This window comes from Paraburkholderia sp. RL17-383-BIF-A (assembly GCF_046028015.1).
Lineage (GTDB): Bacteria > Pseudomonadota > Gammaproteobacteria > Burkholderiales > Burkholderiaceae > Paraburkholderia.
In genome coordinates this window covers 114,366-138,276 of record NZ_JARESR010000013.1, presented here as the reverse complement: position 1 = coordinate 138,276, position 23,911 = coordinate 114,366, and the positions used below count along the sequence as shown (strand labels likewise).

At 64.9% G+C, this 23,911-nt stretch carries 17 protein-coding genes; 7 read left to right on the top strand and 10 right to left on the bottom strand.

The features are described from left to right. From P0D71_RS17375 to deoC, 6 genes are all read right to left on the bottom strand, one after another. On the bottom strand, positions 1 to 1,560 hold the full coding sequence (locus P0D71_RS17375) for a sugar ABC transporter ATP-binding protein (protein WP_408481215.1): 1,560 nt from the start codon (positions 1,558 to 1,560) through the stop codon (positions 1 to 3). A 66-nt stretch (positions 1,561 to 1,626) separates the two neighbouring features. Further along, positions 1,627 to 2,631, bottom strand: a complete 1,005-nt coding sequence (locus tag P0D71_RS17370) for an autoinducer 2 ABC transporter substrate-binding protein (protein ID WP_091808430.1) — start codon at positions 2,629 to 2,631, stop codon at positions 1,627 to 1,629. A gap of 97 nt (positions 2,632 to 2,728) precedes the next feature. Next, positions 2,729 to 3,778 carry an ABC transporter permease gene (locus P0D71_RS17365; protein WP_408481213.1) on the bottom strand — a complete coding sequence of 350 codons (1,050 nt, stop codon included), beginning with the start codon at positions 3,776 to 3,778 and terminating at the stop codon, positions 2,729 to 2,731. Between the two features lie 34 nt (positions 3,779 to 3,812). Continuing rightward, complete coding sequence (gene rbsK / locus P0D71_RS17360; RefSeq protein ID WP_408481211.1) at positions 3,813 to 4,793, bottom strand: ribokinase; 981 nt, start codon at positions 4,791 to 4,793, stop codon at positions 3,813 to 3,815. A 168-nt stretch (positions 4,794 to 4,961) separates the two neighbouring features. Next, the gene (locus P0D71_RS17355; protein WP_408481210.1) at positions 4,962 to 7,352 is read right to left on the bottom strand and encodes an aldehyde dehydrogenase family protein; all 2,391 of its coding nucleotides are present in this window, start codon (positions 7,350 to 7,352) and stop codon (positions 4,962 to 4,964) included. A 16-nt stretch (positions 7,353 to 7,368) separates the two neighbouring features. Next, positions 7,369 to 8,379, bottom strand: coding sequence for a deoxyribose-phosphate aldolase (gene deoC, locus P0D71_RS17350; protein ID WP_408481209.1), 1,011 nt, complete (start codon positions 8,377 to 8,379; stop codon positions 7,369 to 7,371). A gap of 252 nt (positions 8,380 to 8,631) precedes the next feature. Here deoC and P0D71_RS17345 point away from each other — a divergent pair, with 252 nt between their 5' ends. From P0D71_RS17345 to P0D71_RS17315, 7 genes are all read left to right on the top strand, one after another. Continuing rightward, positions 8,632 to 10,251, top strand: coding sequence for a sugar ABC transporter ATP-binding protein (locus P0D71_RS17345; RefSeq protein ID WP_408481207.1), 1,620 nt, complete (start codon positions 8,632 to 8,634; stop codon positions 10,249 to 10,251). Continuing rightward, positions 10,248 to 11,249, top strand: a complete 1,002-nt coding sequence (locus tag P0D71_RS17340) for an ABC transporter permease (protein ID WP_091808418.1) — start codon at positions 10,248 to 10,250, stop codon at positions 11,247 to 11,249. Before P0D71_RS17345 ends, P0D71_RS17340 begins: the two co-directional genes overlap by 4 nt. Positions 11,250 to 11,331: 82 nt before the next feature. Then, positions 11,332 to 12,477: a substrate-binding domain-containing protein gene (locus tag P0D71_RS17335; RefSeq protein WP_408183884.1), complete on the top strand. Its 1,146-nt coding sequence runs from the start codon at positions 11,332 to 11,334 to the stop codon at positions 12,475 to 12,477. 130 nt (positions 12,478 to 12,607) lie between these two features. Further along, the gene (locus P0D71_RS17330; protein ID WP_177205174.1) at positions 12,608 to 12,778 is read left to right on the top strand and encodes a hypothetical protein; all 171 of its coding nucleotides are present in this window, start codon (positions 12,608 to 12,610) and stop codon (positions 12,776 to 12,778) included. Between the two features lie 388 nt (positions 12,779 to 13,166). After that, positions 13,167 to 16,430, top strand: a complete 3,264-nt coding sequence (locus tag P0D71_RS17325) for an efflux RND transporter permease subunit (protein ID WP_408481205.1) — start codon at positions 13,167 to 13,169, stop codon at positions 16,428 to 16,430. 19 nt (positions 16,431 to 16,449) lie between these two features. Further along, positions 16,450 to 17,778, top strand: coding sequence for an efflux RND transporter periplasmic adaptor subunit (locus P0D71_RS17320; protein WP_408481204.1), 1,329 nt, complete (start codon positions 16,450 to 16,452; stop codon positions 17,776 to 17,778). Between the two features lie 27 nt (positions 17,779 to 17,805). Beyond that, complete coding sequence (locus P0D71_RS17315; protein ID WP_408481202.1) at positions 17,806 to 19,263, top strand: efflux transporter outer membrane subunit; 1,458 nt, start codon at positions 17,806 to 17,808, stop codon at positions 19,261 to 19,263. Positions 19,264 to 19,278: 15 nt separating this feature from the next. Here the strand turns inward: P0D71_RS17315 and P0D71_RS17310 are convergent, their stop codons facing one another. The 4 genes from P0D71_RS17310 to P0D71_RS17295 form a co-directional block, all read right to left on the bottom strand. Continuing rightward, complete coding sequence (locus P0D71_RS17310; protein ID WP_408481201.1) at positions 19,279 to 20,739, bottom strand: heavy metal sensor histidine kinase; 1,461 nt, start codon at positions 20,737 to 20,739, stop codon at positions 19,279 to 19,281. Next, positions 20,739 to 21,416: a heavy metal response regulator transcription factor gene (locus tag P0D71_RS17305; protein ID WP_095420861.1), complete on the bottom strand. Its 678-nt coding sequence runs from the start codon at positions 21,414 to 21,416 to the stop codon at positions 20,739 to 20,741. Before P0D71_RS17305 ends, P0D71_RS17310 begins: the two co-directional genes overlap by 1 nt. Positions 21,417 to 21,499: 83 nt before the next feature. Then, entirely contained in the window at positions 21,500 to 22,750 is a 1,251-nt protein-coding gene (locus tag P0D71_RS17300; RefSeq protein ID WP_408481199.1) for a GNAT family N-acetyltransferase, read from the bottom strand. Positions 22,751 to 22,982: 232 nt separating this feature from the next. Further along, the gene (locus tag P0D71_RS17295; protein WP_091808410.1) at positions 22,983 to 23,897 is read right to left on the bottom strand and encodes an ABC transporter ATP-binding protein; all 915 of its coding nucleotides are present in this window, start codon (positions 23,895 to 23,897) and stop codon (positions 22,983 to 22,985) included. Positions 23,898 to 23,911: the final 14 nt, after the last annotated feature.

Genomic DNA, 23,911 nt, shown 5'->3' with positions numbered 1-23,911 from the left:
TTATGCGGCTTCGGAAAGCAACGCGTGATACAGATCGGCTTCGCTCAGCGTGTCGGCCTGGTATTCGCTTGCCACGCGCCCTTTCTTCATCATCAGAATGCGGTCGCAGTTCTGCAGCAGTTCGGGCAAATCGTCGCTGATCAGAATGATGCCGATGCCGCGTTGCGACAGGCGCTGCATGATGCGGTAAATAATGTCCTTCGAGCCGACGTCGACGCCGACCGTCGGTCCATGCAGGATCAGCACGCGCGGGTCGATGGCGAGCCAGCGGCCGATCAGCACGCGCTGCTGGTTGCCGCCCGACAGCGATTGCACGGGTTTGTCGACACCCGGCGTGGCGATCTGCAAATCCTTCACGGTCTGTTCCGCGAGCGCCTGTGAGCGCGTGCGGTCGATCTGGCCGAAGCGGTCACGCAGGCTGGAGATCATCGCGGTGATCACATTGTCGCGAATCGACTTGTCGAGAAAAAGCCCTTCATTCAGGCGGTCTTCCGGTACATAGCCGATGCGATGCGCTTTCGCGTCCGAGGGCGTGCGCAGTGAAATGGCCTTGCCGTCGAGCGTGACCTGCCCGGATTGAGCCGGCGCGACGCCCGCCAGCGCACGCGCGAGTTCGTTGCGCCCCGAATCGAGCAGGCCGGTAATGCCGAGAATCTCGCCGCCGTGCAGTGAGAACGACACATCGCTGAACTGGCCGGCGCGCGTATAACCTCGCACGTCGAGCACGACGTTGCGCTCGCATGCACCTTCGCGATAACGCTCGCTCGACAGATGTCTGCCTGTCATCAGCTCGCTGATCTGCGCCTTGGTGAATTGCGCGATCGGCCCTTGCGCCATTTTCTGCCCGTCGCGCAGCACGATCACCTCGCCGCCGATCGCGTAGCACTCGTCGAGTTTGTGGCTCACGAACAGGACGGTGACGCCCTGCGCGCGCAGATTGGCGAGCACGGCAATCAGATTGTCGACCTCCTTCTGCGTGAGCGAGGTGGTGGGCTCGTCCATGATGACGAACTTGGCCTCGCTGGCAATCGCGCGGGCAATCGCCACGAGTTGCCGGGTGGCGAGCGGCAATTGCTCGATGAGCGTTGCCTGAAATTCCGCGCTGCCGGGCAGCCCGACCGCTTCGAGCGCGCGTGCCGCCGTGCGCGCCAGTTCGCGCCGGTCGAAGGTGCGGGCGAGCTTGCCCGCGTGCGTGGCCAGCTCCGAGGTGAGCGCGACGTTTTCAGCCACGTTCATATTGGGCAGCAGCGAAAGATCCTGATACACGGTTTCGATACCGGCAGCGAGCGATTCGAGCGCGGAGAGCCGCGCGTGCCGCACGCCTTCGATCACGAGTTCGCCTTCATCAGGCGGTTGCGCGCCGGAGATGATCTTGATGAGCGTGCTCTTGCCGCAGCCGTTTTCACCCAGCAGGTGATAGATCTGACCGCGCTCGAACGACAGGCTCACGCCGCGCAGCGCATACACGCCGGTGAAGCGCTTGTGCACGCCGACCACCTGGAGAAACGGTTGCGGCGTGTCGGACTGCGGTGACTTCGGTGAGGTTGCGTCTTGATTCATGGTGACGAGTCGCAAGTTGTGGCGTCCCCTTTGGGGGACGCCGTGACACATGAAGCCAAAGCCCGATCAGAACGGATACTGCTTGTAGTTCGTCTTGTCGACGTTCACCCAGCCCTGACCGCGCACGATGATGCCCTTGCCCGGTCCTTTCGCGACCGTCACCTTCGTGTAGCCCGGAATGCCAAGGTCGGCGCCGTTCTCGACCGTCTTGCCGTCGATCAGCATCTGCGCGACCTTGTTCATGGCGATGCCCGCGAGCTTCGGATCCCAGAATGCGATGCCATTAATGGCGCCGCTTTCGAGGAACTTGCCGGCTTCAGTCGGCAGGCCCGTGCCGTACACGCAGATCTTGCCCTGCATACCCGCCTCTTCCACCGCCCGGCCAATGCCGATCACGTCGAGCGACGACGAGCCCTGGAAGCCCTTCAGGTCTGGATGCTTGCGCAGCACTTCCTTCGCGACTTCATAGGCGCGTTCGCCGTCGTTGTTGGTTTCGAGCTTCGGCTCGACCAGGTTCATCTTCGGATACTTCGCCTTGGCGTTGCCGATGCCGCCGTCCGCCCACTGCACCTGCGAGCGGCTGCCGAGCGAGCCGACCAGCACGGCCCATTTGCCGTCGTCGTGCATGCACGAGGCGAGCCGTTCGTTCAGGCCGGCACCGTAGGCGGTGTTGTCGAACGCTTCGATGTCCACCATCGTGTTCTTGGCGTTGTCGGCTTCATGCGTGACCACCTTGATGCCGCGATCCATCGCCTTCTTGAGCGCCGGTTCGAGCGTCGGCGGATCGTAGGGCACCACGGCGATCGCCGTCACCTTCTTGGCGATCAGGTCTTCGATGATTTTCAGTTGCTGGGCCGCATCCGCCCGGCCGGGGCCGGTCTGATACGCGTTGACACCGGGGTTGTCCTTGGCGAACTGCTTCACGCCGTCGTCCATGCGGTTGAACCAGTTGATGCCGGTCACCTTGACGACCGTGACGATGGTCTCGTTGGTGGCAGCCTGCGCTGCGGCGATGACGCCAATCGTCAATGCGCCTGCTGCGAGCGCGGCACCCAGTCGAGTCAATTTCATGCGATGTCTCCTTTTTGGTTCGATGTCGCCCATTTCACCGTCGCGGACAGCCAGGGCTCGTTGTCCGCCGTGTACTGAAACCTTTGTCCGGCGCCCGTTAACGCTTGGGCGCCGCATTCGCCGAGGCACCTGCGCCCGCGCCGCCGCCGAAGCCGAAAATCGCGCGCACCCGTTCGCCGCCCGCAAACGCGAGCGACAGCAGCAACAGAAACCCCCACGCGCAATCGCCGAAGAACTGCGATACGCCCATCAGATTGAACAGGCTGGAGAGAAACTGCAGCACCGTCGCGGCGAAAAACACGCAGATGATGCGGCCGTGCCCGCCGGCGGGATTCACTCCGCCCATCACGGCAATCAGGATCGCGATCAGCAGATAAGAGTTGCCGTAGTCCCATTTCGCGCTGGACGTATGCGTCGCGCTGATCAGCCCGGCCAGCGACGCCAGCACGCCGCACATGGCATAGGTCATGATCAGCATCCGCGCGCGCGGAATGCCGGCATAGAACGCCGCTTTGGGATTGGTGCCCATCAGATAAAGACGCAGGCCGAACGGGCTGCGTTTGAGCAGCCAGCCCAGCACGACCACGGCCGCGATAAAGATGCAGAACGCGATCGGCACCTGAAACACCGTACCGTTACCGATATTCGACAACGGGTCCACGTAATCCACATGTACGGAAGCGCCATTGCTGAGCACCACCGCGAAGCCGGTAAACAGCAACTGCGTGCCGAGCGTGCAGAGAATCGGCGTGAGTCTGAGCCGTGCGATCACCACGCCGTTCAGCAGCCCGCCGAGCAGGCCCATCGTCACCACGATCACGCAGAAGAGCGACGTGTAGAGCGCAGGCGAGTCGTCGCCGCTGACGAAGCGCGGCACGATCAGTGCGGCGACCATGCCGGACAGATTGGCGAGTCCGACGCCGGACAGGTCGATGCCGCCGTTGCCCGACACCATGGAGAGCATGATGCCGAGCGCCAGCAGGCCGAGTTCGGGCAACTGCCCGCCCATCGACTGCAGATTGTCGATATCGACGAACTGGCCGTGCGAAAGCCACGTCGCGACCAGCACGACGAGCACGTTGACGATCAGCAGAAAATTCAGTTGCCGGTCGCCGAACAGTTTTCCAGCGGTGAACGTTGACTTCATGGTGACGATACGCTCCTTCAACCTTCGCAATCGATCAGGATGCCTGGGACATGCCGGCCGGCTGGTTCGGCTGCGTCGGCTGCTTCAATACCTGGTTCACTTCGTCGAGCGTCGGCATGGAAGGCGCTGTGCCCGGACGCGTCACGGAAATGCCGGCGAGCGCGCAACCAAAACGCAATGCGGTAACCGCGTCGTCGCCGCGCGCGAGCGCGGCCGCGAAGCCGCCTGTGAAGCCATCCCCCGCGCCGGCGGTTTCCACCACGCGACCGCAGTAGTACGCGGGCACGAGAATCGATTGCGTCGCCGAATGCAGCAGCGCGCCGCCCTCGCCCAGCGTAACGATGACGGTGCCGACGCCCTTGGCGAGCAGCACGTCGGCGGCGCGCCGGGCGTCGTCGGCATTCGCGATCGGCACGCCGGTGAGCGCGGTCGCTTCGGTTTCATTCGGGGTGATGTAATCGCACAGCGGGAAGATGCCGTCGTCGAGCGGCAACGCGGGCGCCGGATTGAACACGGTGATGACGCCATGCCGGCGCGCCACTTCGAGCCCGCGCCGCGCGGCCTCGAGCGGCTGTTCGAGCTGCGTGACGAAAACCCGGGCGGAAGCGATATCGGCTTCGATTGCGTCGACATCGGCGGGCTCCATCGTGCCGGCCGCGCCGGATGCGACGATGATCGCGTTCATGCCGGTGTTGTCGTCGACGAAGATATGCGCCGCGCCCGTCGAGACGCCCTCGATCACCGAGGCGCGCGCCGTAATGCCTTCCGCGGTCCACGTGGCGCGCGCAATCGCGCCGAACGCGTCGTCGCCGATGCGGGTGCAGAACACCACGTCGGCGCCCGCGCGCGCGGCGGCCACCGCCTGATTCGAGCCCTTGCCGCCTGGCCCCATCGCGAACGCCGAGCCCGCGATGGTCTCGCCGATCTGCGGCATACGGCCGGCGCGAAACGTCAGATCGGTGACGTAGATGCCGAGAATGACGACGCGTCCGTTTTGTTGCGAAGACGTATTCATGCGCGTTCCCCTCGCTCCTGAACAGCCGGGTTCAAGGGAATGTCTTGCGGCGCCAGAGATGCGCGCGGCACCTCGGCATTGAACAGCAGATCCAGATTCTTCAGCACGTTGTCTCCTCCATTTTCTGGTTGGCGTGCATGTCGTTCAGCGTGTCGGTACGGCGGCCTGTCAGTCGCCGTACGGTATCCAGATGTTCTTCACCTGCACGGCCTGGCGCAGGAACGGCCGGCCTTCGCTCGAACGGTCGAACCAGTCGAACTGGCGGCCGTGATCGACGAATGTCCGCTTCAGATTGCCGATCGATTCGCGCTCCACAAGCATCGAATCCGCCGCGCTGCCGAAGCACCAGAACGCATCCACATCGTCGTGCTTCGCGAGCGCCGGCAGCAACGCGCCGCGTTCGCCGGTGACGATGTTCAGCACGCCACCGGGCACGTCCGAGGTTTCGGCGATCTGATAGAAATCCGTGACCGTGAGCGGCGACGCCTCGCTCGGCACCACCACCACGCGGTTGCCCATGGCCAGCGCGGGCGCCGCCAACGAGACGAAACCGAGCAGCGGCGCTTCGTCGGGACAGGCAATGCCGATCACGCCGAGCGGCTCATGCATGGCCAGCGCAACACCACGCAGCGGCGGCGTATGCACGGCGCCGTCGAACTTGTCGGCCCACGCGGCGTAAGTGAAGAGACGCTGTACCGAAGCGTCCACTTCCGCTCGCGCCGCGCCCTCCGTCGCATCGTTTCGCACCATGAGCTGGCGCACGAATTCGTCCGCGCGCACGGCCAAATTCTCCGCCAGATAGAACAGCACCTGCGCGCGGTTATGCGTGCTCGCCTGCGACCACTTCTGCGCGGCGCGTGCCGCTTCGACCGCGTTGCGGATGTCCTTGCGATTGCCCGCGGCCACTTCGCCGACGGGCGTGCCGTCCGGCGCGTGAACCGGCAGCGAATAGCCGCTGTCCGGCCGCGCCTGCTTGCCGCCGATAAAGAGCTTCGCGGTGCGGTCAATCGATGTGACATTGGACAACGGGTCGAGCGAGGCGGTGGTGCCGCCCGCGCTGCGCGCTGTCCGGCGCTCCGGAAGATTGAGCCAGGCCCGCGGTTTCAGGTATTCGTAGATGCCCTCACGTCCGCCTTCGCGGCCATACCCCGATTCGCGATAACCGCCGAAGCCGACCGCCGCGTCGAACAGATTCGTCGCGTTGATCCAGACGACGCCGCACGCCAGACGCGGCGCGACATCGAGCGCGCGGCCGATGGTTTCGCTCCACACACTCGCGGCGAGTCCGTAGCGCGAGTTGTTGGCGAGCGCAATCGCTTCGTCGGGCGTGCGAAAGCTCATCGTCACCAGCACCGGTCCGAAGATCTCTTCCTGCGCCAGCGTGGACGCCGGCGCCACGCCGGTCACGAGCGTCGGCGGATAGAAGCAGCCGCCGGCCGGCAATGTCGTCTCGGGCGACTGCCAGACCGAGCAGCCTTCACGACGGCCGGTTTCCACCAGCGACTGGATGCGCTCGAGCTGCACTGGATCGACGATCGCGCCGAGGTCGATGCTCTTGTCGAGCGAGGAGCCCACGCGCAGCGTCTCCATGCGCCGTTTCAGCTTCGCGATGAATCGCGCTTCGACGCCTTCCTGCACCAGCAGCCGCGAGCCCGCGCAACACACTTGCCCCTGGTTGAACCAGATCGCGTCGACGACGCCTTCCACCGCGCCGTCCAGATCCGCGTCGTCGAACACGATGAAGGGCGACTTGCCGCCGAGTTCGAGCGTCAGCGATTTGCCCGAACCAGCCGTGGCCGAACGGATCAGCCGGCCAACTTCGGTCGAACCGGTGAAGGCGATCTTGTCCACGTCAGGATGCTCGACCAAAGCCGCGCCCGTGCGCCCGTCGCCGGTGACGACATTCAGCACGCCAGCCGGCAAACCCGCACGATGCGCGAGTTCGGCGAACAGCAAGGCCGTGAGCGGCGTGTATTCGGCTGGCTTCAGGACCACGCAGTTGCCCATGGCAATGGCCGGCGCGATTTTCCACGCAAGCATGAGCAGCGGAAAATTCCACGGCACGATTTGCCCGATCACACCGAGCGGCGCCTGGTCGGCGAACTCGCTCTCCTGCAACTGGGCCCAACCCGCGTGATGCAGAAAATGGCGCGCGACGAGCGGCACGTCGATATCGCGCGTTTCGCGGATCGGCTTGCCGTTATCGAGCGCTTCGAGCACGGCGAACAGCCGGCTATGACGCTGCACCATGCGCGCGAGCGCATACAGATGGCGCGCGCGTCCCGCGCCGCCCAACGCGAACCAGCCAGGCTGCGCGGCGCGCGCGGCGGCCACCGCGGCGTCGATGTCGGCCGCATCGCCTTGGGCGATATCGGCAAGCTGCTCGCCCGTGGCGGGTGCGTGCGAGGCGAAGCGCTCATCGGTTGCGGGCGCATGCCACGCACCGCCGATGAAATGCCCGAAACGGCCCTCATGCTGCGCCAGCCAGGCGCGCGCGGGTTGATCGTCCTCGGGTGCGGGACCGTACTCCATCGATGAAAAATACTCGGCTACGCTCATGGGATCGGTCTTCTGTTCAGGCTACGGGGTGACGGTTGAAAGCGGAGTAACGGCCGCTCACGTAATGTTCGAGCTGGCGTTCGATATCGGCCAGCAGGCTCGATGCACCGATCCGGAAGAGTTCAGGTTCGAGCCACGCACGGCCGAGTTCTTCTTTCATCAGGATCTGATACGACAGCACCGACTTCGCCGTCGACACGCCGCCCGCCGGCTTGAAGCCGATCAGCACGCCGGTGCGCTCCTGGTACTCGCGGATCATGCGCACCATGACGAGCGACACGTCGAGCGTCGCGTTGACGCCTTCCTTGCCGGTGGAGGTCTTGATGAAGTCGGCGCCGGCCATCATGCAGACCATCGAGGCGCGCGCCACATTCGAGAGCGTGCGAATGTCGCCGGTGGCGAGAATCGCCTTCAGATGCGCCGGGCCGCAGGCCGCGCGGAAGTCCCGCACTTCGTCGTAGAGCGCCTGCCAGTTGCCGGTCAGCACATATTCACGCGTCACGACGATATCGATTTCCCGCGCGCCGTCCGCGACCGAGGCTTCGATCTCTTTCAGCTTCAGCGGATGCGGAATCAGCCCGGCGGGGAAACCCGTGGAGACCGCCGCAACCGGAATGCCGCTGCCGTGCAGCGCATCGACTGCCGCCGCAACGAAGCGGTGATAGACACACACCGCGCCCGTCGTGATGCCTTGCGGCGCTATGCCGAGCGCTTCGAGCAGATCGGCGCGCACCGGTTGGCGCGCTTTCGCGCAGAGGCGGCGCACGCGCCCCTCGGTGTCGTCACCGTTGAGCGTGGTGAGGTCGATGCAGGTGATGGCCTTCAGCAGCCACGCCGCCTGTGCATCTTTCTTGACGCTGCGACGCGTGCCGAGTGTGGCGGTGCGCCGTTCCACGGCCGACTGATTGACGCGCAGGCCGTCGAGCCACGAGGCGTCGAACGGCATGCCGGGATTGCGCACCGGATGGACGAGCGGTGTGCCGCGCAGCGCGACGACCGAGGAAGACTGCAATGGAGCTTGTGGCATAAGACATCCGAAAATATGATGCGACGCACAACAGCCGCCGGCAATTTGTTCGCACTTATGCTACAACGATTGATAGAATCATAACAAGCTTTGCGAGCAATCATGACATCAACAAGCGGATAAACGCGCTTGGTGCCCGCCAATGTTATTGACGCACCATATTCATGATGCGAAGATCACAACACGGTTGTCGGCCGGCTAGCGTTAGATAAAGAAAAGAATGTCGTCGCGTGGACGAAGGAGACATGCCAGATGAGTGAGCCGGTTGCGGTCGCGGCCGCGTCATCGCCTCGGGTTCCATTGATCCGTGTTGCGGGCGTCACCAAGCGATTTGGCGGCGTGCAAGCGCTGCGCGGCGTCAACCTCGAAGTGTTTCCCGGCGAAGTCCATGCGCTGCTCGGCGAAAACGGCGCGGGCAAGTCCACGCTGATCAAGATCCTCAGCGGCGTGCATGCGTATGACGACGGCGTGATCGAAATCGCCGGACAGAAAGTGGCGTTCGACTCGCCGGCGCAATCGCGCGATGCGGGTGTCGCCGTGGTCTATCAGGACCTGAGTCTCGTCGAATCGCTTTCCGTCGGCGCCAATCTCATGTTGGGCCGCGAGCCCCGCACACGCCTTGGCTTCGTGAAGAACCGCCAGCTCATGGCCACGGTCGGCGAATTCCTGCGCTCGCATGGCATCCCGCTCGATCCGAAGACACAGGTCGGCGCGCTGCCCTTCGCCTACCGGCAAATGACCGAGATCTGCAAAGCCTTGATGGGCGAAGTGCGGGTCCTGATTCTCGACGAACCCACTTCCGCGTTGACCGGCGGCGAAGAGCAGATTCTGTTCGACGCGATTCGCGCGGTCACGGCGCGCGGCGTGGGTGTGATCTATGTGACGCACCGGTTGAACGAGGTGTTCCGGATTTCGCAGCGCGTGACGGTGTTCCGTGACGGCGCCAATGCCGGCACGTTCGAGACTTCGAAAACGGATATGAAGCAACTGGTGGCGGCGATCGTCGGCTCCGGTCATGCCGCGTTGCAGGCACGGCAGAAGACCGCCGTGGGCGATGGCGTGATTGCCGCGGAACCGGCCAGCGCGTCGGCTGTCCACGACGAAGCAGCCGATGCCACCGCCGCGCCCGTGCTCAAGCTATCGAACGTCAGCAACGACCGGCTGCGTCACGTCGATCTATTGCTTCGCCGCGGCGAAATCCACGGGCTCGCGGGGCTGATCGGCAGCGGGCGCAGCGAGATTCTGCAAACCATCTTTGGTCTTCGCACGGTCGACACCGGCGCCATCGAGATCGACGGTCGCGCGCGTTCGCGCATCACGCCCGCCGAAGCCATTCAACTCGGCGTGGCACTGGTGCCGGAGGACCGTCATCTCGAAGGGCTCGTGCTCGATCATTCGATCGAACGCAATCTGACACTGCCGCGCCTGCCGCATTTTTCCCGCTGGGGATGGTTGCGCAGTCAGGCGGCTGTGCAGCAGGCAAAGCGCTCCATGAAGGAGCTGTCCGTCAAGGCGCCCGGCCCTTCCACCGCGGTCAAGTTTCTATCCGGCGGCAATCAGCAGAAAGTGGTGTTCGCGAAGTGGAACCACCCGCGCCCGCGCGTCCTTCTACTCGACGAACCGACGGTCGGCGTCGACGTGGGCGCGCGCGAGGAAATCTACGGCGTGGTGAACGACGCCGCCCGGGCCGGAACCGGCGTGCTCGTCGTGTCCTCCGACCTGGATGAACTCTTGCGCCTGTGCGACCGGATCTCGATTGTTGCGGACGGCTCGATCGTCAAGACGGTCGAGCGCGCCGAACTCGCCAACGCCGAAGCGTTGCATCACCTGATCCAACTGTCCCGTTCTTCCATCGAGGCGCAAGCAACATGAACGAATCCGTCTCGCCGCTGACGTCCGAACGGCAGGCATCGCCGCCGCAGAAAAGCCGTATGCGGCGCATCGCGCGAGCCCTGCTGCAAGGCGACCGGCCCTATGCGCTCTATGCTGCGTTCGCGATTCTGCTGGTGGTGTTCAGCTTCGCGTCGCCGTGGTTCCTGTCCATCGACAACTTCCTGAATATCGGCCGGCAAACCGCGCTCGTCTCCATCATCGCGATCGGCATGACCTTCGTGATCATTGCGCGGCAGATCGATCTGTCGGTGGGATCGACGTTGGCGCTCTCGGGCATGTCCGCCGCGCTCGCCATGACCTATCTGGGCAACAACTGGGTGATCGGCGCGATCGCCGGGATCGGCACCGGCGCGATTGTCGGCGCGATCAATGGGATCGTCACCACGCGCGTCAACATTCCTTCGTTTCTGGTCACGCTCGGCACATTGAGCGCCGCGCGCGGACTCGCGCTGATGGTCACGACCACCAAGCCCGTGATCATCGACAACGACTCGTTTATCGCGATCTTCGGCGAAGGCGACATTTTCGGCGTGCCGGTGCCGATCATCTGGACGCTGCTCGCCGTGATCGCGGGCATTCTGCTGCTGCACTACAGCGTGTTCGGACGGCAGATCTATGCGGCGGGCGGCAATCCGACCGCCGCGCTCTATTCGGGCATCAACACGCGGCGCGTGACCACCCTCGCCTTCATTCTCACCGGCATGCTGGCCGGGCTCGCCGCGCTCGTGCTTTCCGCCCGCTCGCACGCGGCGCGGCCCGATGTGGTGCAAGGCATGGAACTGGATGTGATCGCCTCCGTCACGCTCGGCGGGTGCAGTCTGTTCGGCGGCCGCGGCTTCGTGCTGGGGACGCTGCTTGGCAGTCTGATCATCGGCACGCTCAATAACGGACTGGTGCTGCTCGGCGTCAGTTCGTCGCTGCAACTGGTGATCAAGGGCGTGATCATCGTCGCGGCGGTTGCGTTTACCAGGAAGTAGCGAGCGGTAGCGCAGTAATGCCGTCACGGCGACCGCTCGCGAGCAGACGTAGTTCGGACGTGAAGACCAACGGAGGAGAGACATGAAACAACATCGTGGTTCAAGCAAAGCGTTAGCCAGTGTCATGGCGGCGGCGGCCGTCGCATGTCTGGCTTCCTCGGGCGCTTACGCGCAGTGTGTGACCAGCCTGCCCACCGGATCGATCGGACCGAAGACGATCGTGGGGCAAGGGCCGAACGGCGAAAAAGCCGCGTCGGTGGATGCCGTGAAGCTGACCGACGCCGACATCGCCAGGATCAAAGCCGGCAAATTCAAGGTCGGCATTTCCATGCAGACCATGAATCTCGACTGGTCGCAACTGCAGGTGCAAGGCATTACCGATACGCTGAAAAAATACGGCGTGGAAGTGATCGGTACGGCCTCCGCTGAGTATCAGGTCGACAAGCAGATCGCGGATATCGAGAACACGATCCAGCGCCATCCGGACGGCATCATCTCGATTCCGGTAGACGGCACGGCAACGGCCGCCACCTACAAGAAGGTGTCCGCGGCCGGCATCAAACTCGTGTTCATGGACAACGTGCCGACCGGCCTGAAGCATCCCGAGCAATACGCCGCGATGATCTCGGCGGACAGCGAAGGCAACGGCCAGATCGCGGCGAAAGTGCTCGCCTCGTGCGTGCCGCAAGGCGCGACGGTCGGGCTCGTGAATTTCGGCGTGGACTACTTCAGCACGACCGAGCGCACCAAGGCCGTCAACGACTGGCTGAAGAAGAATCGCCCGGACATCAAGATCAAGCAGGTCGCTTTCACGGACCCGTCGAAAGTCGGGCAGATCGCGGGCGACTTCCTGACCGGCAATCCGGACGTGAAGGGGCTCTTCGCTGTCTGGGACCAACCGGCACTGGACACGCTCACCTCGATGCGCGCACAAGGCGTGACGATTCCCGTGACGACGGTCGACCTCGGCCTGCAATCCGCGATCGAGATCGCCAAGGGCGGGCCGCTCAAGGCCACCGGCTCGCAGCGTCCGTACGACCAGGGCGTAGCCGAAGCGCTGGCGATGATGAAGGCGCTCATCGGCCAGACCCCGCCAGCGTGGATCGGCGTGCAGTCCTTGCCGGTGGTTCAGTCGAACGTGCTCGAGTCGTATAAGACAGTGTTCAAGAAAGACCCGCCGCCCCAGCTTGCCGACGCCTGCAAGAAGGCCAAGCCGGCTTGCGGCTGAGCGGGGCGAGCCGCCCTGCATCATCGCGCTGTTCTCCTTGAGCGTCCGAACGCCGGCGGGGCTGGCCGGCGTCGGGCGCGAATCGTGCTACTCGATAGACCTACCAAGTCGATTCGAACAAGGAGAAAAGATGACCCTGCTCATTTATCTGGTTGGCTGGATCATTCTGATCGGCGGCGTGGCCTGGGGCTTGATGGCCATGCACGTCGCTCAACATACGATTGCCATCGTCGCCGTGATCCTGCTCGGCGTCGCGGTGATTACCGGCGCGACACGCGCACGCAGTCGCGACCGTTCATAGCACCGCCGCCTTCCCTGCCGTGCGCGCCGGGCGACCCGCACCGGCGCCATTCCCGTTCCCGCCATCCGAACCGCGTCGGCTCCGTGCGCGCCATGCGAATCGCGCCGCCATCATCCGTGCCGTGCTCAATCGCATGGATTTCCCGATTCCGCTGCACTTCCGCAGCCGTCGGCGGTTCGCCGTCGACGGCTGCCCGTCAGAACCCCGCGTGAGGCCGCGCCATATCGCCGTCACCGGGAACCCGCCCGCGGATAACAGAACGGTAATCTAACCGACGGCAGCCCGTCAGCGCCGCCCCGCCACACTCCTGACTCATGAAGCCCGCGTCACGGCCTCAGCCGCACCGCAATGACGCGTACCGCCATCGGCCTCTTTTCAGGAACCCGTCATGTGGATCGTCAGGCTCGCGCTGCGCCGCCCTTATACCTTCGTGGTCCTCGCCGTGCTGATCTTTATCGCCGGCCCGCTCGCGATACTGCGCACACCGACCGATATTTTTCCGAACATCAATATCCCGGTGGTCAGCATTGTCTGGACGTACAACGGCTTCTCCGCCCAGGACATGGCCAATCGCATCACGTCCAACTACGAGCGCGCGCTGACCTCGGACGTGGACGATATCGAGCACATCGAGTCGCAATCTCTGAACGGCGTCTCCGTGGTGAAGATCTTTTTTCATCCGGGCGCGGACATCAATCGCGCGATTGCCGAAGCGGCGTCCAATTCGGCGTCGATTCTGCGCGTGCTGCCGCCGGGCACATTGCCGCCGAACATCATTACGTATAACGCGTCGACCGTGCCGATCCTGCAACTCGGCCTGTCCAGCAACACGCTCTCGGAACAGCAACTCTACGACCTCGGCAACAGTCAGATCCGTACGCAACTGGCGACGGTGCAAGGCGCGTCCGTGCCGCTTCCGTTCGGCGGCAAGGTGCGGCAGATCATGGTGGACATCGATCCGCGCGCGTTGCAGGCCAAAGGACTTGCGCCGCTCGACGTGGTCAACGCCGTGAACGCGCAGAACCTGATCCTGCCCGGCGGCACGGCCAAGATCGGCACGAAGGAATACAACGTGCAGATGAACGGCAGCACCGACACCGTGGCGGCGCTCAACGATCTGCCGATCAAGACGGTGGCGGGCGGCGTGGTCTATGTGCGCGACGTCGCCCACGTGCGCGACGGCTACGCGCCGCAAACCAACATTGTGCGCAGCGACGGCAAACGCGCCGCGCTGCTGACCATCGAAAAATCCGGCAGCACGTCGACGCTCACCATCATCCAGCAGGTCAAGGCCATGCTGCCGCATATCGCGGCCGGCCTGCCGAGCGCGCTGCATATCACCGCGCTGTCGGACCAGTCCGTGTTCGTGAAGTCCGCCGTGGTGGGCGTGGCGCGCGAGGCAGTGATCGCCGCCGCCCTCACCGCCGTGATGATCCTGCTCTTTCTCGGCAGCTGGCGCGCCACGCTGATCATCGCGGTTTCCATTCCGCTCGCCGTGCTGACCTCGCTGATCGCGTTGTCCGCGCTCGGCCAGACCATCAACATCATGACGCTCGGCGGCCTCGCGCTCGCCGTGGGGATTCTCGTCGACGACGCCACCGTCGCGATCGAGAACATCACGCATCATCTGGAGAATGGCGAATCGCTGTACGACGCGATCCTGAACGGTTCCGGCGAAATCGCCGTGCCGACGTTCGTCTCGACCCTGTCGATCTGCATCGTATTCGTGCCGATGTTCCTGCTTTCAGGCGTGGCCCGCTATCTGTTCGTGCCGCTCGCCGAAGCGGTGGTGTTCGCGATGATCGCGTCGTACTTCTTCTCGCGCACGCTGGTGCCGACCCTGGCGATGTACCTGATGCGCGCGCGCAGCAACGCGCCCGTTACCGGCAACGGCCCGGTTGCGCGCCTGATCCGTTTTCAGGCCGGCTTCGAGCATCGCTTCGAATTGCTGCGCGTACGCTATCGCGACGTGCTCGCCGCGGCGATCGCGAGTCCGCGGCGCTTCGTCGCGATCTTCCTGCTGCTGTGCATCGGCTCGCTCGCGCTGGTGCCGTTCGCCGGCCGCGACTTCTTCCCCGCCGTGGATACCGGCGAGATCCGCCTGCATCTGCGCGCGCCGACCGGCACGCGGATCGAGGACACCGCGAGCATCACCGACCAGGTCGAAGCCCGGGTGCGCGACGTGATTCCGAAGCCGGAGCTTGCGGCGATCCTCGACAACATCGGCGTGCCGGTGAGCGGTATCAACCTGACCTACGACTCGTCGGACCCGATCGGCCCGGAAGATGCCGACGTGATGATCACGCTCGCGCCGAAACACAAGCCGACGGCGCAATACGTGGCGACGCTGCGCACGACACTGACGAAGGATTTCCCCGGCGTCACGTTCGCCTTCCTGCCCGCCGACATCGTCAGCCAGATTCTTAACTTTGGCCTGCCCGCGCCAATCGATATCCAGATTGTCGGCAACAAGCTCGACGCCAACCGCACGGTGGCGAACCGTCTGCTCGCGCAACTGCGCGGCGTGCGCGGCCTCGTCGACGCGCGTATTCAGCAGCCTGGCGACGCGCCGGCGATCAACGTCAACGTCGATCGCACCCGGGCGATTCAGGCCGGCCTGTTACAGCGCGACGTGTCGCAAAACCTGCTGATCGCGCTCTCGGGCAGCTCGCAAACCTCGCCGAATTTCTGGCTCGATCCGCACAACGGCGTGAGCTATCCGCTCATGGCGATGATGCCGCAGTACGACATCAACTCGCTGCAGGCGCTCGCCAATATTCCGGTCGCGCAGAACGGCGGCGCGGCCACTACGTCGAGCACGCCAACCGCCGCCGCTACCGCCTCGTTCTCGGCGAACGGCGCGGGCCCGGCGCCGCAGAACCTGCTCGGCGCGTTGAGCACGCTGACACGCGGCACGCAGCAAGCCGTCGTCTCGCACTACAACGTGCAGCCGGTGCTCGATATCTTCGCTTCGGTGCAAGGGCGTGATCTCGGCGGCGTGGCGGCGGACGTGAACCGGATCGTCGATCAGATCCGGCCACAGCTGCCGCCGGGCGCGTCCATCGTGGTACGCGGCCAGGTGCAGGCCATGCACGATTCGTTCAGTGGCCTCGCGAGCGGTCTCGTGTTCGCCATCGGCCTCGTCTATCTGCTGATGGTCGTCAACTTCCAGTCGTGGCTCGACCCGTTCATCATCATCAGCGGCTTGCCGGGCTCGCTCGCCGGCATTGCCTGGATGCTGTTCAGCACCGGCACCCGCCTGAGCGTGCCGGCGCTCACCGGCACGATTCTGTGCATCGGCATCGCCACGGCCAACAGCATTCTCGTCATCAATACGGCGCGCGAAACTCACCAGGCCGGCAAGCCGCCGCTGGAAGCCGCACTCGAAGCCGGTTTCAGCCGCTTCCGTCCGGTGCTGATGACCGCGCTCGCCATGCTGATCGGCATGCTGCCGATGGCGCTCGGTCTCGGCGACGGCGGCGAACAGAACGCGCCGCTCGGCCGCGCCGTAATCGGCGGCCTCGCGCTCGGCACGATGTCGACCTTGCTGTTCGTGCCGGTCGTCTACGGAATGGTGCATGCGTGGCTCGACAAACGCCGCGCGGCGCGCACCGCAAAACTCGAACCCGCCGTCCCCGAACGCACCCTTTGATTTCGACGAGACCTATCCCATGAATAATTCCTCACTTCCGCCGGGGCTTGGTGAGCAGGCCGCCAAGGCCGTTGACAGCAGCCATGCCGCTCACGCTGACGCAGGTTGCGCGACCGATCGCGCGACCAACGCGAGCGATTCGACCGATGCGACCAATGCGACGAACGCAACAAGCGCGACTAAAGGGTCCGACGCAACCAGCGCGAAACCGCGCCGCGCTCTCTGGCCGTTCGCACTCGGCGGTGTCGCGGTAGCGCTGCTGATCGTCGGCATCGTGCCGCGCCTCCATGCCAGCGCCGACCTGACCGAGCAGACGCAGGCGCAAAGCATGCTGACCGTGTCGGTGGTCAAGCCGCGCCCCGCGCCGAGCGTGAACGAACTGCTGCTGCCCGGCTCCGTCACGCCGTTCGCGGAAGCATCGATCTACGCGCGCACGAGCGGCTACCTCGCGCACTGGAACACCGACATCGGCGCGCAAGTGAAAAGCGGCCAGGTGCTCGCGACGATCGAAGCCCCGGATCTCGACGCGCAACTGCGCCAGGCCCGCGCCGACGAAGCCACCGCGCAAGCCAATTTCGACTACGCGAAGACCACCGCGCAGCGCTGGCAGGAGATGCTGAAAACCCAATCGGTCGCGCAGCAGGACGCCGACACCAAGGTCAGCGACATGCAGGCGCGCGGTGCGATGCTCGCCTCGGCGCAGGCCAATGTCGCGCATCTCGCCGAACTGGTCTCGTACGAAAAGATCACCGCGCCGTTCGACGGCGTGATCACCGCGCGCAACGTCGATGTCGGCGCGCTGGTGACGGCGGGCGGTACGCCCGGCACCGCGGGCATGTCGGGCGAGCTGTTCCATATCCAGCAGAACGGCGTGTTGCGGGTGTTCGTGGACGTGCCGCAGAACGACGCGCCTTACGTCACCCCCGACACCGGCGTCTATCTGAGCGCCCAGCAGTATCCGGGCCGCCGCATTCCCGCCAAGGTGGCGCGCAGCACCGGCTCGATCGATCCGTCGAGCCGCACGCTGCGCGTCGAGGTAGACGTCGACAACAAGGACGGCGCACTGATGCCCGGCGCTTACACGCAGGTGCATCTGCAATTGCAATCGACCACGCCGGCACTCGATCTGCCCGTCAGCGCCCTGCTGTTCCGGCCGGACGGCGTGACGGTCGCGGTGGTCGACAGCCATGGCCGCGCGGTGCTGAAGACCGTGCATATCGGCCGCGATTTCGGCACGCACGTGGAAATCACCACGGGCCTCGCCGCCACCGACCGCGTGATCGACAACCCCAGCGATTCGCTGAGCACCGGCCAGATGGTTCAGATCATGCCGGCCATGCACGGCTGAGTGCCTCATCACGGAAAGGATTCGCCGATGTTCTCCCTATCTGATTCACGACCGCTGCCGCGCCGCGCGCTGGCGGCCACGCTGATCGGCGCGCTGCTCAGCGCGTGCTCGACCTTGCCGCCCTATCAGCGCCCGAGCGCCGAGATTCCCGCGCAGTATGCGGGCGCCGCGCCCGGCTGGGCGCAAGCCGCTCCGGCCGACGCCACGCCGCGCGGCCCCTGGTGGACGATCTTCAACGATCCGGTGCTGAACCAGCTCGAAGCGCGCATCGACGTTTCGAACCAGACCGTGCGCAAGGCGGTCGCGCAGGTTCAGCAAGCGCGCTCGATGGTGGACTACCAGCGCGCCGGTTTCTTTCCGACGATCACCGCCGGAGTGGCGCAGGACCGCTATCGGACCTCGCAGAACGTCGAAGGGAAATCGCTCGCGGGCAAGACCGTGCCGGACTATTCGGCGGGCGTGGCGGCGAGCTGGGAGCCGGATCTGTTCGGCCGGGTGCGCGACAGCGTGAACGGCGCGCAGGCCGACGCCCAGGCGAGCGAAGCGGACCTCGAAGGCGTGCGACTGTCGATGAGCGCGGATCTGGCCGTCGACTATTTCTCGCTGCGCTCGCTCGACACGCAGAAGAAGCTGCTCGACGACAGCGTGAGCGCCTACGACGCCGCGTTGAAGCTGCTGCAGCAACAACTGAAGGACGGCGCGATCGATGCCTCCGCGGTCGCTCAAGCCACGACGCAACTCGAGGCGACGCGCACGCAAGATACCGATATCGACGTGTCACGCTCGCAGATGCAGCACGCGATCGCCACGCTGATCGGCGAACCGGCATCGACCTTCACGCTGCCGCCGAACGGGTCGGCTGCGACGCCGCTGGCGATTCCGCCCGGTGTGCCGTCGCAACTGCTGGAGCGGCGCCCGGATATCGCCGCCGCCGAACGGCGTGTGGCGTCGGCGAATGCGCGGATCGGCGAGGCGCATGCAACGTTTTTCCCGGACCTGGTGTTGTCCGCGAGCGTCGGGCTCGAAAGCTCGTTTTTCGCGCCGTGGCTGAGCGCGCCGAGTCTCTTCTGGTCGCTCGGGCCGCAACTGGCCGGCACGCTGTTCGACGGCGGCAAACGCAAAGCCGCCCTGCACGGCGCCACGGCGCAATACGACGGCGCGGTCGCGGACTATCGTCAGTCGGTGCTGGTGGCGTTTCAGCAGGTCGAGGACAACCTCTCCGCCCTGCATGCCCTCGCCGACGAAGCGACCAGCCAGCAGCGCGCCACCACCGCCGCGGATCTGTCGTTGCGGCTCACGACGAACCGTTTCAACGCGGGCGCGGTCAGCTATCTCGACGTGGTGACGGCTCAGACGATCGCGCTCACCAACCAGCGGGTGGCCGATCAGATCGCCGCGCGGCAGTTGGAGTCGAGCGTGCTGTTGTTGAAGGCGTTGGGCGGGACGTGGGGTAACGCAAGCAAAAGCGCGGCGGGTTCGGTGTAGGACCGCTATCCGCTTTCAGACGCTGCGCGGGAACGTCAGCACGAAGGAGGTACTCCGCGCGTCGCTCTGCGCGTGCACGGACCCGCCGTGCAGTTCCATGATCGTGCGCACGATGGCGAGCCCGAGCCCCGTGGACCCGGACGACCCTTGCGACAGCCCCGCCGTCGGCAGCGCGCTGCGCGACGGATCGACCCGGTAGAAGCGGTCGAATATCCGTTCGATGTGCTCGGCGGGAATCGGCTGCCCCTCGTTCTCGACGGTGATGCGCACGGCCTCCGCCGACGCGCTCGCATCGAGCACGATCTCGCTGCCGGGCGGCGTGTAGCGAATGGCATTGGCGAGCAGATTGCTCACGGCGCGACGAAACAGTTCGAGATCCGCCGTCAGGCTGGCCGTGCCGCTGACACGCACGCGCACCTTCGCATCTTCGGCAATCCCTTCGAAATAGTCGGCGATGTGGGCCAATTCCTGCCCGGCATCGAACTCACGCATGTGCTTGACGAACTGCGGATGCTCGGCGCGCGCCAGAAACAGCACGTTCTCGATCATTTTCGAGAGCCGGTCGCACTCTTCCAGATTCGAGGCGAGCACCGACTCGTATTCATCGACGGAGCGCGGCCGGGCAAGCGCGACTTCGGCGGCTCCACGCATGTTGCTAAGCGGCGTGCGCATGTCGTGAGCGAGGTCGGCGGTGAAACGGGACAGACGCTGAAAACCGTGGTCGACTCGCTCGAGCATCGCGTTCAGCGCGGCGACCAGCGTCTCCAGCTCGCTCGGCACACGCGCGACCGCGATCCGCGTATTGAGTCGATTCACCGTGACGAGGCTCGCGCTCGTTGCAATATTGCGCAACGGCCGCAGCGCGGCGCGAATCAGCAGATAGCCGAGCAACACCGCCAGCAGCACGCCGGCCACGCCGGCTATGCCGAGCTTGTCGCGGTAACGGTCGAGCAGCAGCCAGCGGTCGCTCATGTTGCGCGCCACCAGCAGGCTCGCGGTGTCACCGTCGCGCAGCCGCGCGTCGGTGAGAATGCCGCGGATCGGCGCGCCGTCACGGCCGGTCCAGTCGCCAATATCGTCTTCCGTGATGCGCACCGTTGCCGCCACGCGCGCGAGCGGCGGCAACGCGGCAATGGTCGCCGCGCCGCTTGCCGCCTCGGGTGCCGCGAACGCGCCGGCGATGTTGTGTTCGATCGCGCGCTTGCCGTCGGGATCGAACACTTCCATCGACATGGCCTGATTGCCCAGCACGATGCTGGTCAGCCGCTCGCTGTGCTCGCGTATGGCCGCCGCCGAATCCAGTTCCTCAGCCAGCCGCCGTGCGTGACGCGCGGCGAGCACGATGTCGAGATCGTCCTGCGCCTTGATCTGCCTTTCGAGCGCCACATACAGAAAACTGCCGACCAGCACGAACACTGTCAGTGTCGTGGCGCCGAAGGCCAATGCTAGCGTCGCGGCAAGCGAGCGGCCGCGCATCAGGCGGCGTCCTTCAGTTCGAGCACATAGCCCACGCCGCGCACGGTATGAATCAGCTTGACGGGAAAGTTGTCGTCGATCTTGGTGCGCAAGCGGCGAATCGCCACTTCGACCACGTTGGTGTCGCTGTCGAAATTCATATCCCACACATAGGACGCGATCTGCGTGCGGCTCAACACTTCACCCTGGCGCCGCGCGAGCAGTTGCAGCAGCGAGAACTCACGCGGCGTGAGGTCGATGCGCGTGCCGCCGCGCTTCACGCGCCGGCGGTTCACGTCCATTTCCAGGTCGCCCACCTTGATCAGTTCACTCTCGCGCGGCGGGCCACGGCGGGCCAGCGTGCGCACGCGGGCCAGCAATTCGACGAAGGCGAAGGGCTTGACGAGATAGTCGTCCGCGCCGAGTTCGAGGCCGCGCACGCGGTCGTCCACGTCGTCGCGCGCGGTGAGGAACAGCACGGGGGTGGTGCGCGTGGTGCGCAAGGTCTTGACGATGGTCCAGCCGTCCATGCCGGGCAACATCACGTCGAGCACGATCACGTCGTACTCTTCTTCGAGAGCGAGGATCAGCCCTTGCGGGCCGTCGTTTGCCACGTCGACCGCGTAGCCGGACTCTTCCAGGCCTTTCTTCAGATAGGCCGCTGTTTTCAGCTCGTCCTCGATCACCAGGATTCGCATCGATTGCTCCGCTTTGCGTTGACGGTGAAATCATACCGTCAAGCTCCCGGACGCGTGATGACGATGCCGTAATCTCCGTGCGCTTAATCGGGGTGCGCGCCGCCGTTCCCGGAAGCAGCCTGCATGGCAGGCGTCAAGGCCGCCCCCACTTGTCCCACTTGTCCCACTTGTCCCGCTTGTCCCGCATGTCCAATTTCCCCCGCATACGGCGCCGCAGCACCGGCGTGCCGCAGCTTCTTCACCCTGCCGATCACCTCGCGGGCCATGTGCCGCGCGCGGATCGCCGCGAGGCCCCAATTCGAATTGATGGTTTGCACGGTCCATGCCGTGGTCGCCGCGCCGCGCGACCAGTAGGCCTTGAAGTCTTCCGTGCCCACGCCGAAATCGAGGTCGTAGCCCTTGTCGAAGGCCCACTTCACGCAATGTTCGATCGCGATCAGGCCCGGACAGAACTTGCCGTAGTGCGGGTCGAAACCGGAAATGATCGCGCTCGCCCACGGGTTGCCCGTGCTCACGACGAGCGCGGCAACCGGCGCTTCGTCCAAGGTGACGACGATCAGGCGCCCCATCGAGGGCACGTCGCCCGAATAGATCAGCTTGCAGAGGAAGCGCTCGAACTCGGGCGAATCGAGCCACACGCTACGCTTGCCGACGCGATCGCTCCAGGCGCGCTTGCATTGGAACATCCACTTGATGATCGACGCCGTTTCGCTTTCGTCCACCGGATCGAGCATGCGCACGGCGACCGTGCCTTCCTTTGCTAACTTCTTCGCGAAGCCGCCCGGCCGCTTGCGAAACAACGTGCCGAGCGTCTGGCAATACTCGTCCCAATTGCCCTGCCCGCGCAATGTCGCGGCGGATGCGTTGTGCGCCTCGGTAAACAGGATCCTGCGCTCCTGCGTCACGAGCCTGTACAGATCGAGCCGCTCGCGCACGTAGGGCAGATGGATGAAGTCGGCGCCGCAACGCCGGCGGGCCATGTCCCACGCGCCGGCTACGAGCGCCGGGGTTGTTTCGTTGGCTTCGACGAGCACGCTCGTGAAGTCGCCGCCTTCGGGGCCGAGCGGCACCAGATACGTCCAGAGCGAACGTTTGACAGCTTCGAGCGGCCAGACCATCACGAGCTTGCCGTCTTCGCGGCATACGATGCATTTGAGCTTGCGTCCATGCGGCTGCGACACGTGCTTCCATGCCAGCCAGCAAAACCCGAACGACTGATAGCAGTAGCCTTGCGCCCTCGCCCAGAGCGCGTCCCATTCGGGCTGCAACGCACGAAATTCAGCTTCGTCGCTGATAACTTCGTAGCGCCGCGTGGTCCGGGTTGTCTCGTCCATGTCGCCTCACACCATGCCTTGTCGTGTTTTTGTCCCGCGCTGTCCCCGCGCCGCTCCATCCGGACAGGCGCGGACGCCGGACCCCACCGGCGTCGACTGGAACGGGTGACATGAGCATGCGCCGAGGCGTTCCGCAGGTGTGTGCGACGCCGCACGCTGCAGTGCGGCGCAACGGCGCTTCCGACGTTGCAGCGTCGGCCCGCGCGCGTGCCGGCGCTACCCGCGGCGTGGGCTATTCGACGTTGTCCGACACATCGGTCATACGAATCATGTGCGGTTTGACCACGTCGTCCTCGTCGTCGCTCTTTTCCGATGGCGGATGAATCAGCGCCTCGAGCCGCGCCTTGGTTGCCAGAAACTCGGGCGACGTCACCTGCGAGTAATCGCGCGGCCGCGGCACCGGCACTTCGATCAACTCCTGCACCTCGCCGGGATTCGCCTTCAGGACCAGAATACGGTCGGCCAGAAAGATCGCCTCGTCCAGATCGTGCGTGATGAATAGCACGGTCACGTCGACGTTGCGCCAGATGTCGAGCAGGTGCGTTTGCATCTTCGCGCGCGTTTGCGCATCCAGCGCGCCGAAAGGCTCGTCCATGAGCAGAATGCGCGGCCGGTTCGCGAGCGCGCGGGCAATCGCCACGCGCTGTTTCATGCCGCCCGACAACTGATGCGGATACGCATTGGCGAACTTCGTCAGGCCCACCAGATCGAGCCATTGCAACGCCTCGCGTTCCGCATGCAGGTTGCCGCGGCCGTTCATCTTCAGGCCGAACATGACGTTCTTCTTGACCGTCAGCCACGGAAACAGCGTGTAGCCCTGAAACACCATGCCGCGGTCGGCGCCCGGCCCCTGCACGGGTTTGCCGTCGAGCAGCACGCTGCCGCTGGTCTGCCGCTCCAGACCGGCGAGAATGCGGATCAGCGTGGACTTGCCGCAGCCCGACGGCCCGATCACGCAGACGAACTCGCGCCGGTGCGTCTTGAAGTTGATGCCGTCGAGCGCCGTGCACTCGCCTTGCGGCGTCTCGAAGCGCTTGCCGAGGTCGCGCACCTCCAGAATCACTTCGCGCGATTTCAGACGGTCGAAACGCTCGCGTACCGCCTCGGACTGAATCAGGTACGACGGAATCGGTTGCGGATTTAACATGATGGAATCCTTGG

Excerpts from the sequence above, each read along its gene's own strand:
- P0D71_RS17340 (WP_091808418.1), top strand. The coding sequence starts at position 10,248 with ATGAACGAATCCGTCTCGCCGCTGACGTCCGAACGGCAGGCATCGCCG.
- P0D71_RS17305 (WP_095420861.1), bottom strand. The coding sequence starts at position 21,416 with ATGCGAATCCTGGTGATCGAGGACGAGCTGAAAACAGCGGCCTATCTG.
- P0D71_RS17345 (WP_408481207.1), top strand. The coding sequence starts at position 8,632 with ATGAGTGAGCCGGTTGCGGTCGCGGCCGCGTCATCGCCTCGGGTTCCA.
- P0D71_RS17330 (WP_177205174.1), top strand. The coding sequence starts at position 12,608 with ATGACCCTGCTCATTTATCTGGTTGGCTGGATCATTCTGATCGGCGGC.
- P0D71_RS17365 (WP_408481213.1), bottom strand. The coding sequence starts at position 3,778 with ATGAAGTCAACGTTCACCGCTGGAAAACTGTTCGGCGACCGGCAACTG.
- P0D71_RS17295 (WP_091808410.1), bottom strand. The coding sequence starts at position 23,897 with ATGTTAAATCCGCAACCGATTCCGTCGTACCTGATTCAGTCCGAGGCG.
- P0D71_RS17355 (WP_408481210.1), bottom strand. The coding sequence starts at position 7,352 with ATGAGCGTAGCCGAGTATTTTTCATCGATGGAGTACGGTCCCGCACCC.
- rbsK (WP_408481211.1), bottom strand. The coding sequence starts at position 4,793 with ATGAATACGTCTTCGCAACAAAACGGACGCGTCGTCATTCTCGGCATC.
- P0D71_RS17310 (WP_408481201.1), bottom strand. The coding sequence starts at position 20,739 with ATGCGCGGCCGCTCGCTTGCCGCGACGCTAGCATTGGCCTTCGGCGCC.
- P0D71_RS17300 (WP_408481199.1), bottom strand. The coding sequence starts at position 22,750 with ATGGACGAGACAACCCGGACCACGCGGCGCTACGAAGTTATCAGCGAC.
- P0D71_RS17320 (WP_408481204.1), top strand. The coding sequence starts at position 16,450 with ATGAATAATTCCTCACTTCCGCCGGGGCTTGGTGAGCAGGCCGCCAAG.
- P0D71_RS17315 (WP_408481202.1), top strand. The coding sequence starts at position 17,806 with ATGTTCTCCCTATCTGATTCACGACCGCTGCCGCGCCGCGCGCTGGCG.
- P0D71_RS17370 (WP_091808430.1), bottom strand. The coding sequence starts at position 2,631 with ATGAAATTGACTCGACTGGGTGCCGCGCTCGCAGCAGGCGCATTGACG.
- deoC (WP_408481209.1), bottom strand. The coding sequence starts at position 8,379 with ATGCCACAAGCTCCATTGCAGTCTTCCTCGGTCGTCGCGCTGCGCGGC.
- P0D71_RS17335 (WP_408183884.1), top strand. The coding sequence starts at position 11,332 with ATGAAACAACATCGTGGTTCAAGCAAAGCGTTAGCCAGTGTCATGGCG.
- P0D71_RS17325 (WP_408481205.1), top strand. The coding sequence starts at position 13,167 with ATGTGGATCGTCAGGCTCGCGCTGCGCCGCCCTTATACCTTCGTGGTC.
- P0D71_RS17375 (WP_408481215.1), bottom strand. The coding sequence starts at position 1,560 with ATGAATCAAGACGCAACCTCACCGAAGTCACCGCAGTCCGACACGCCG.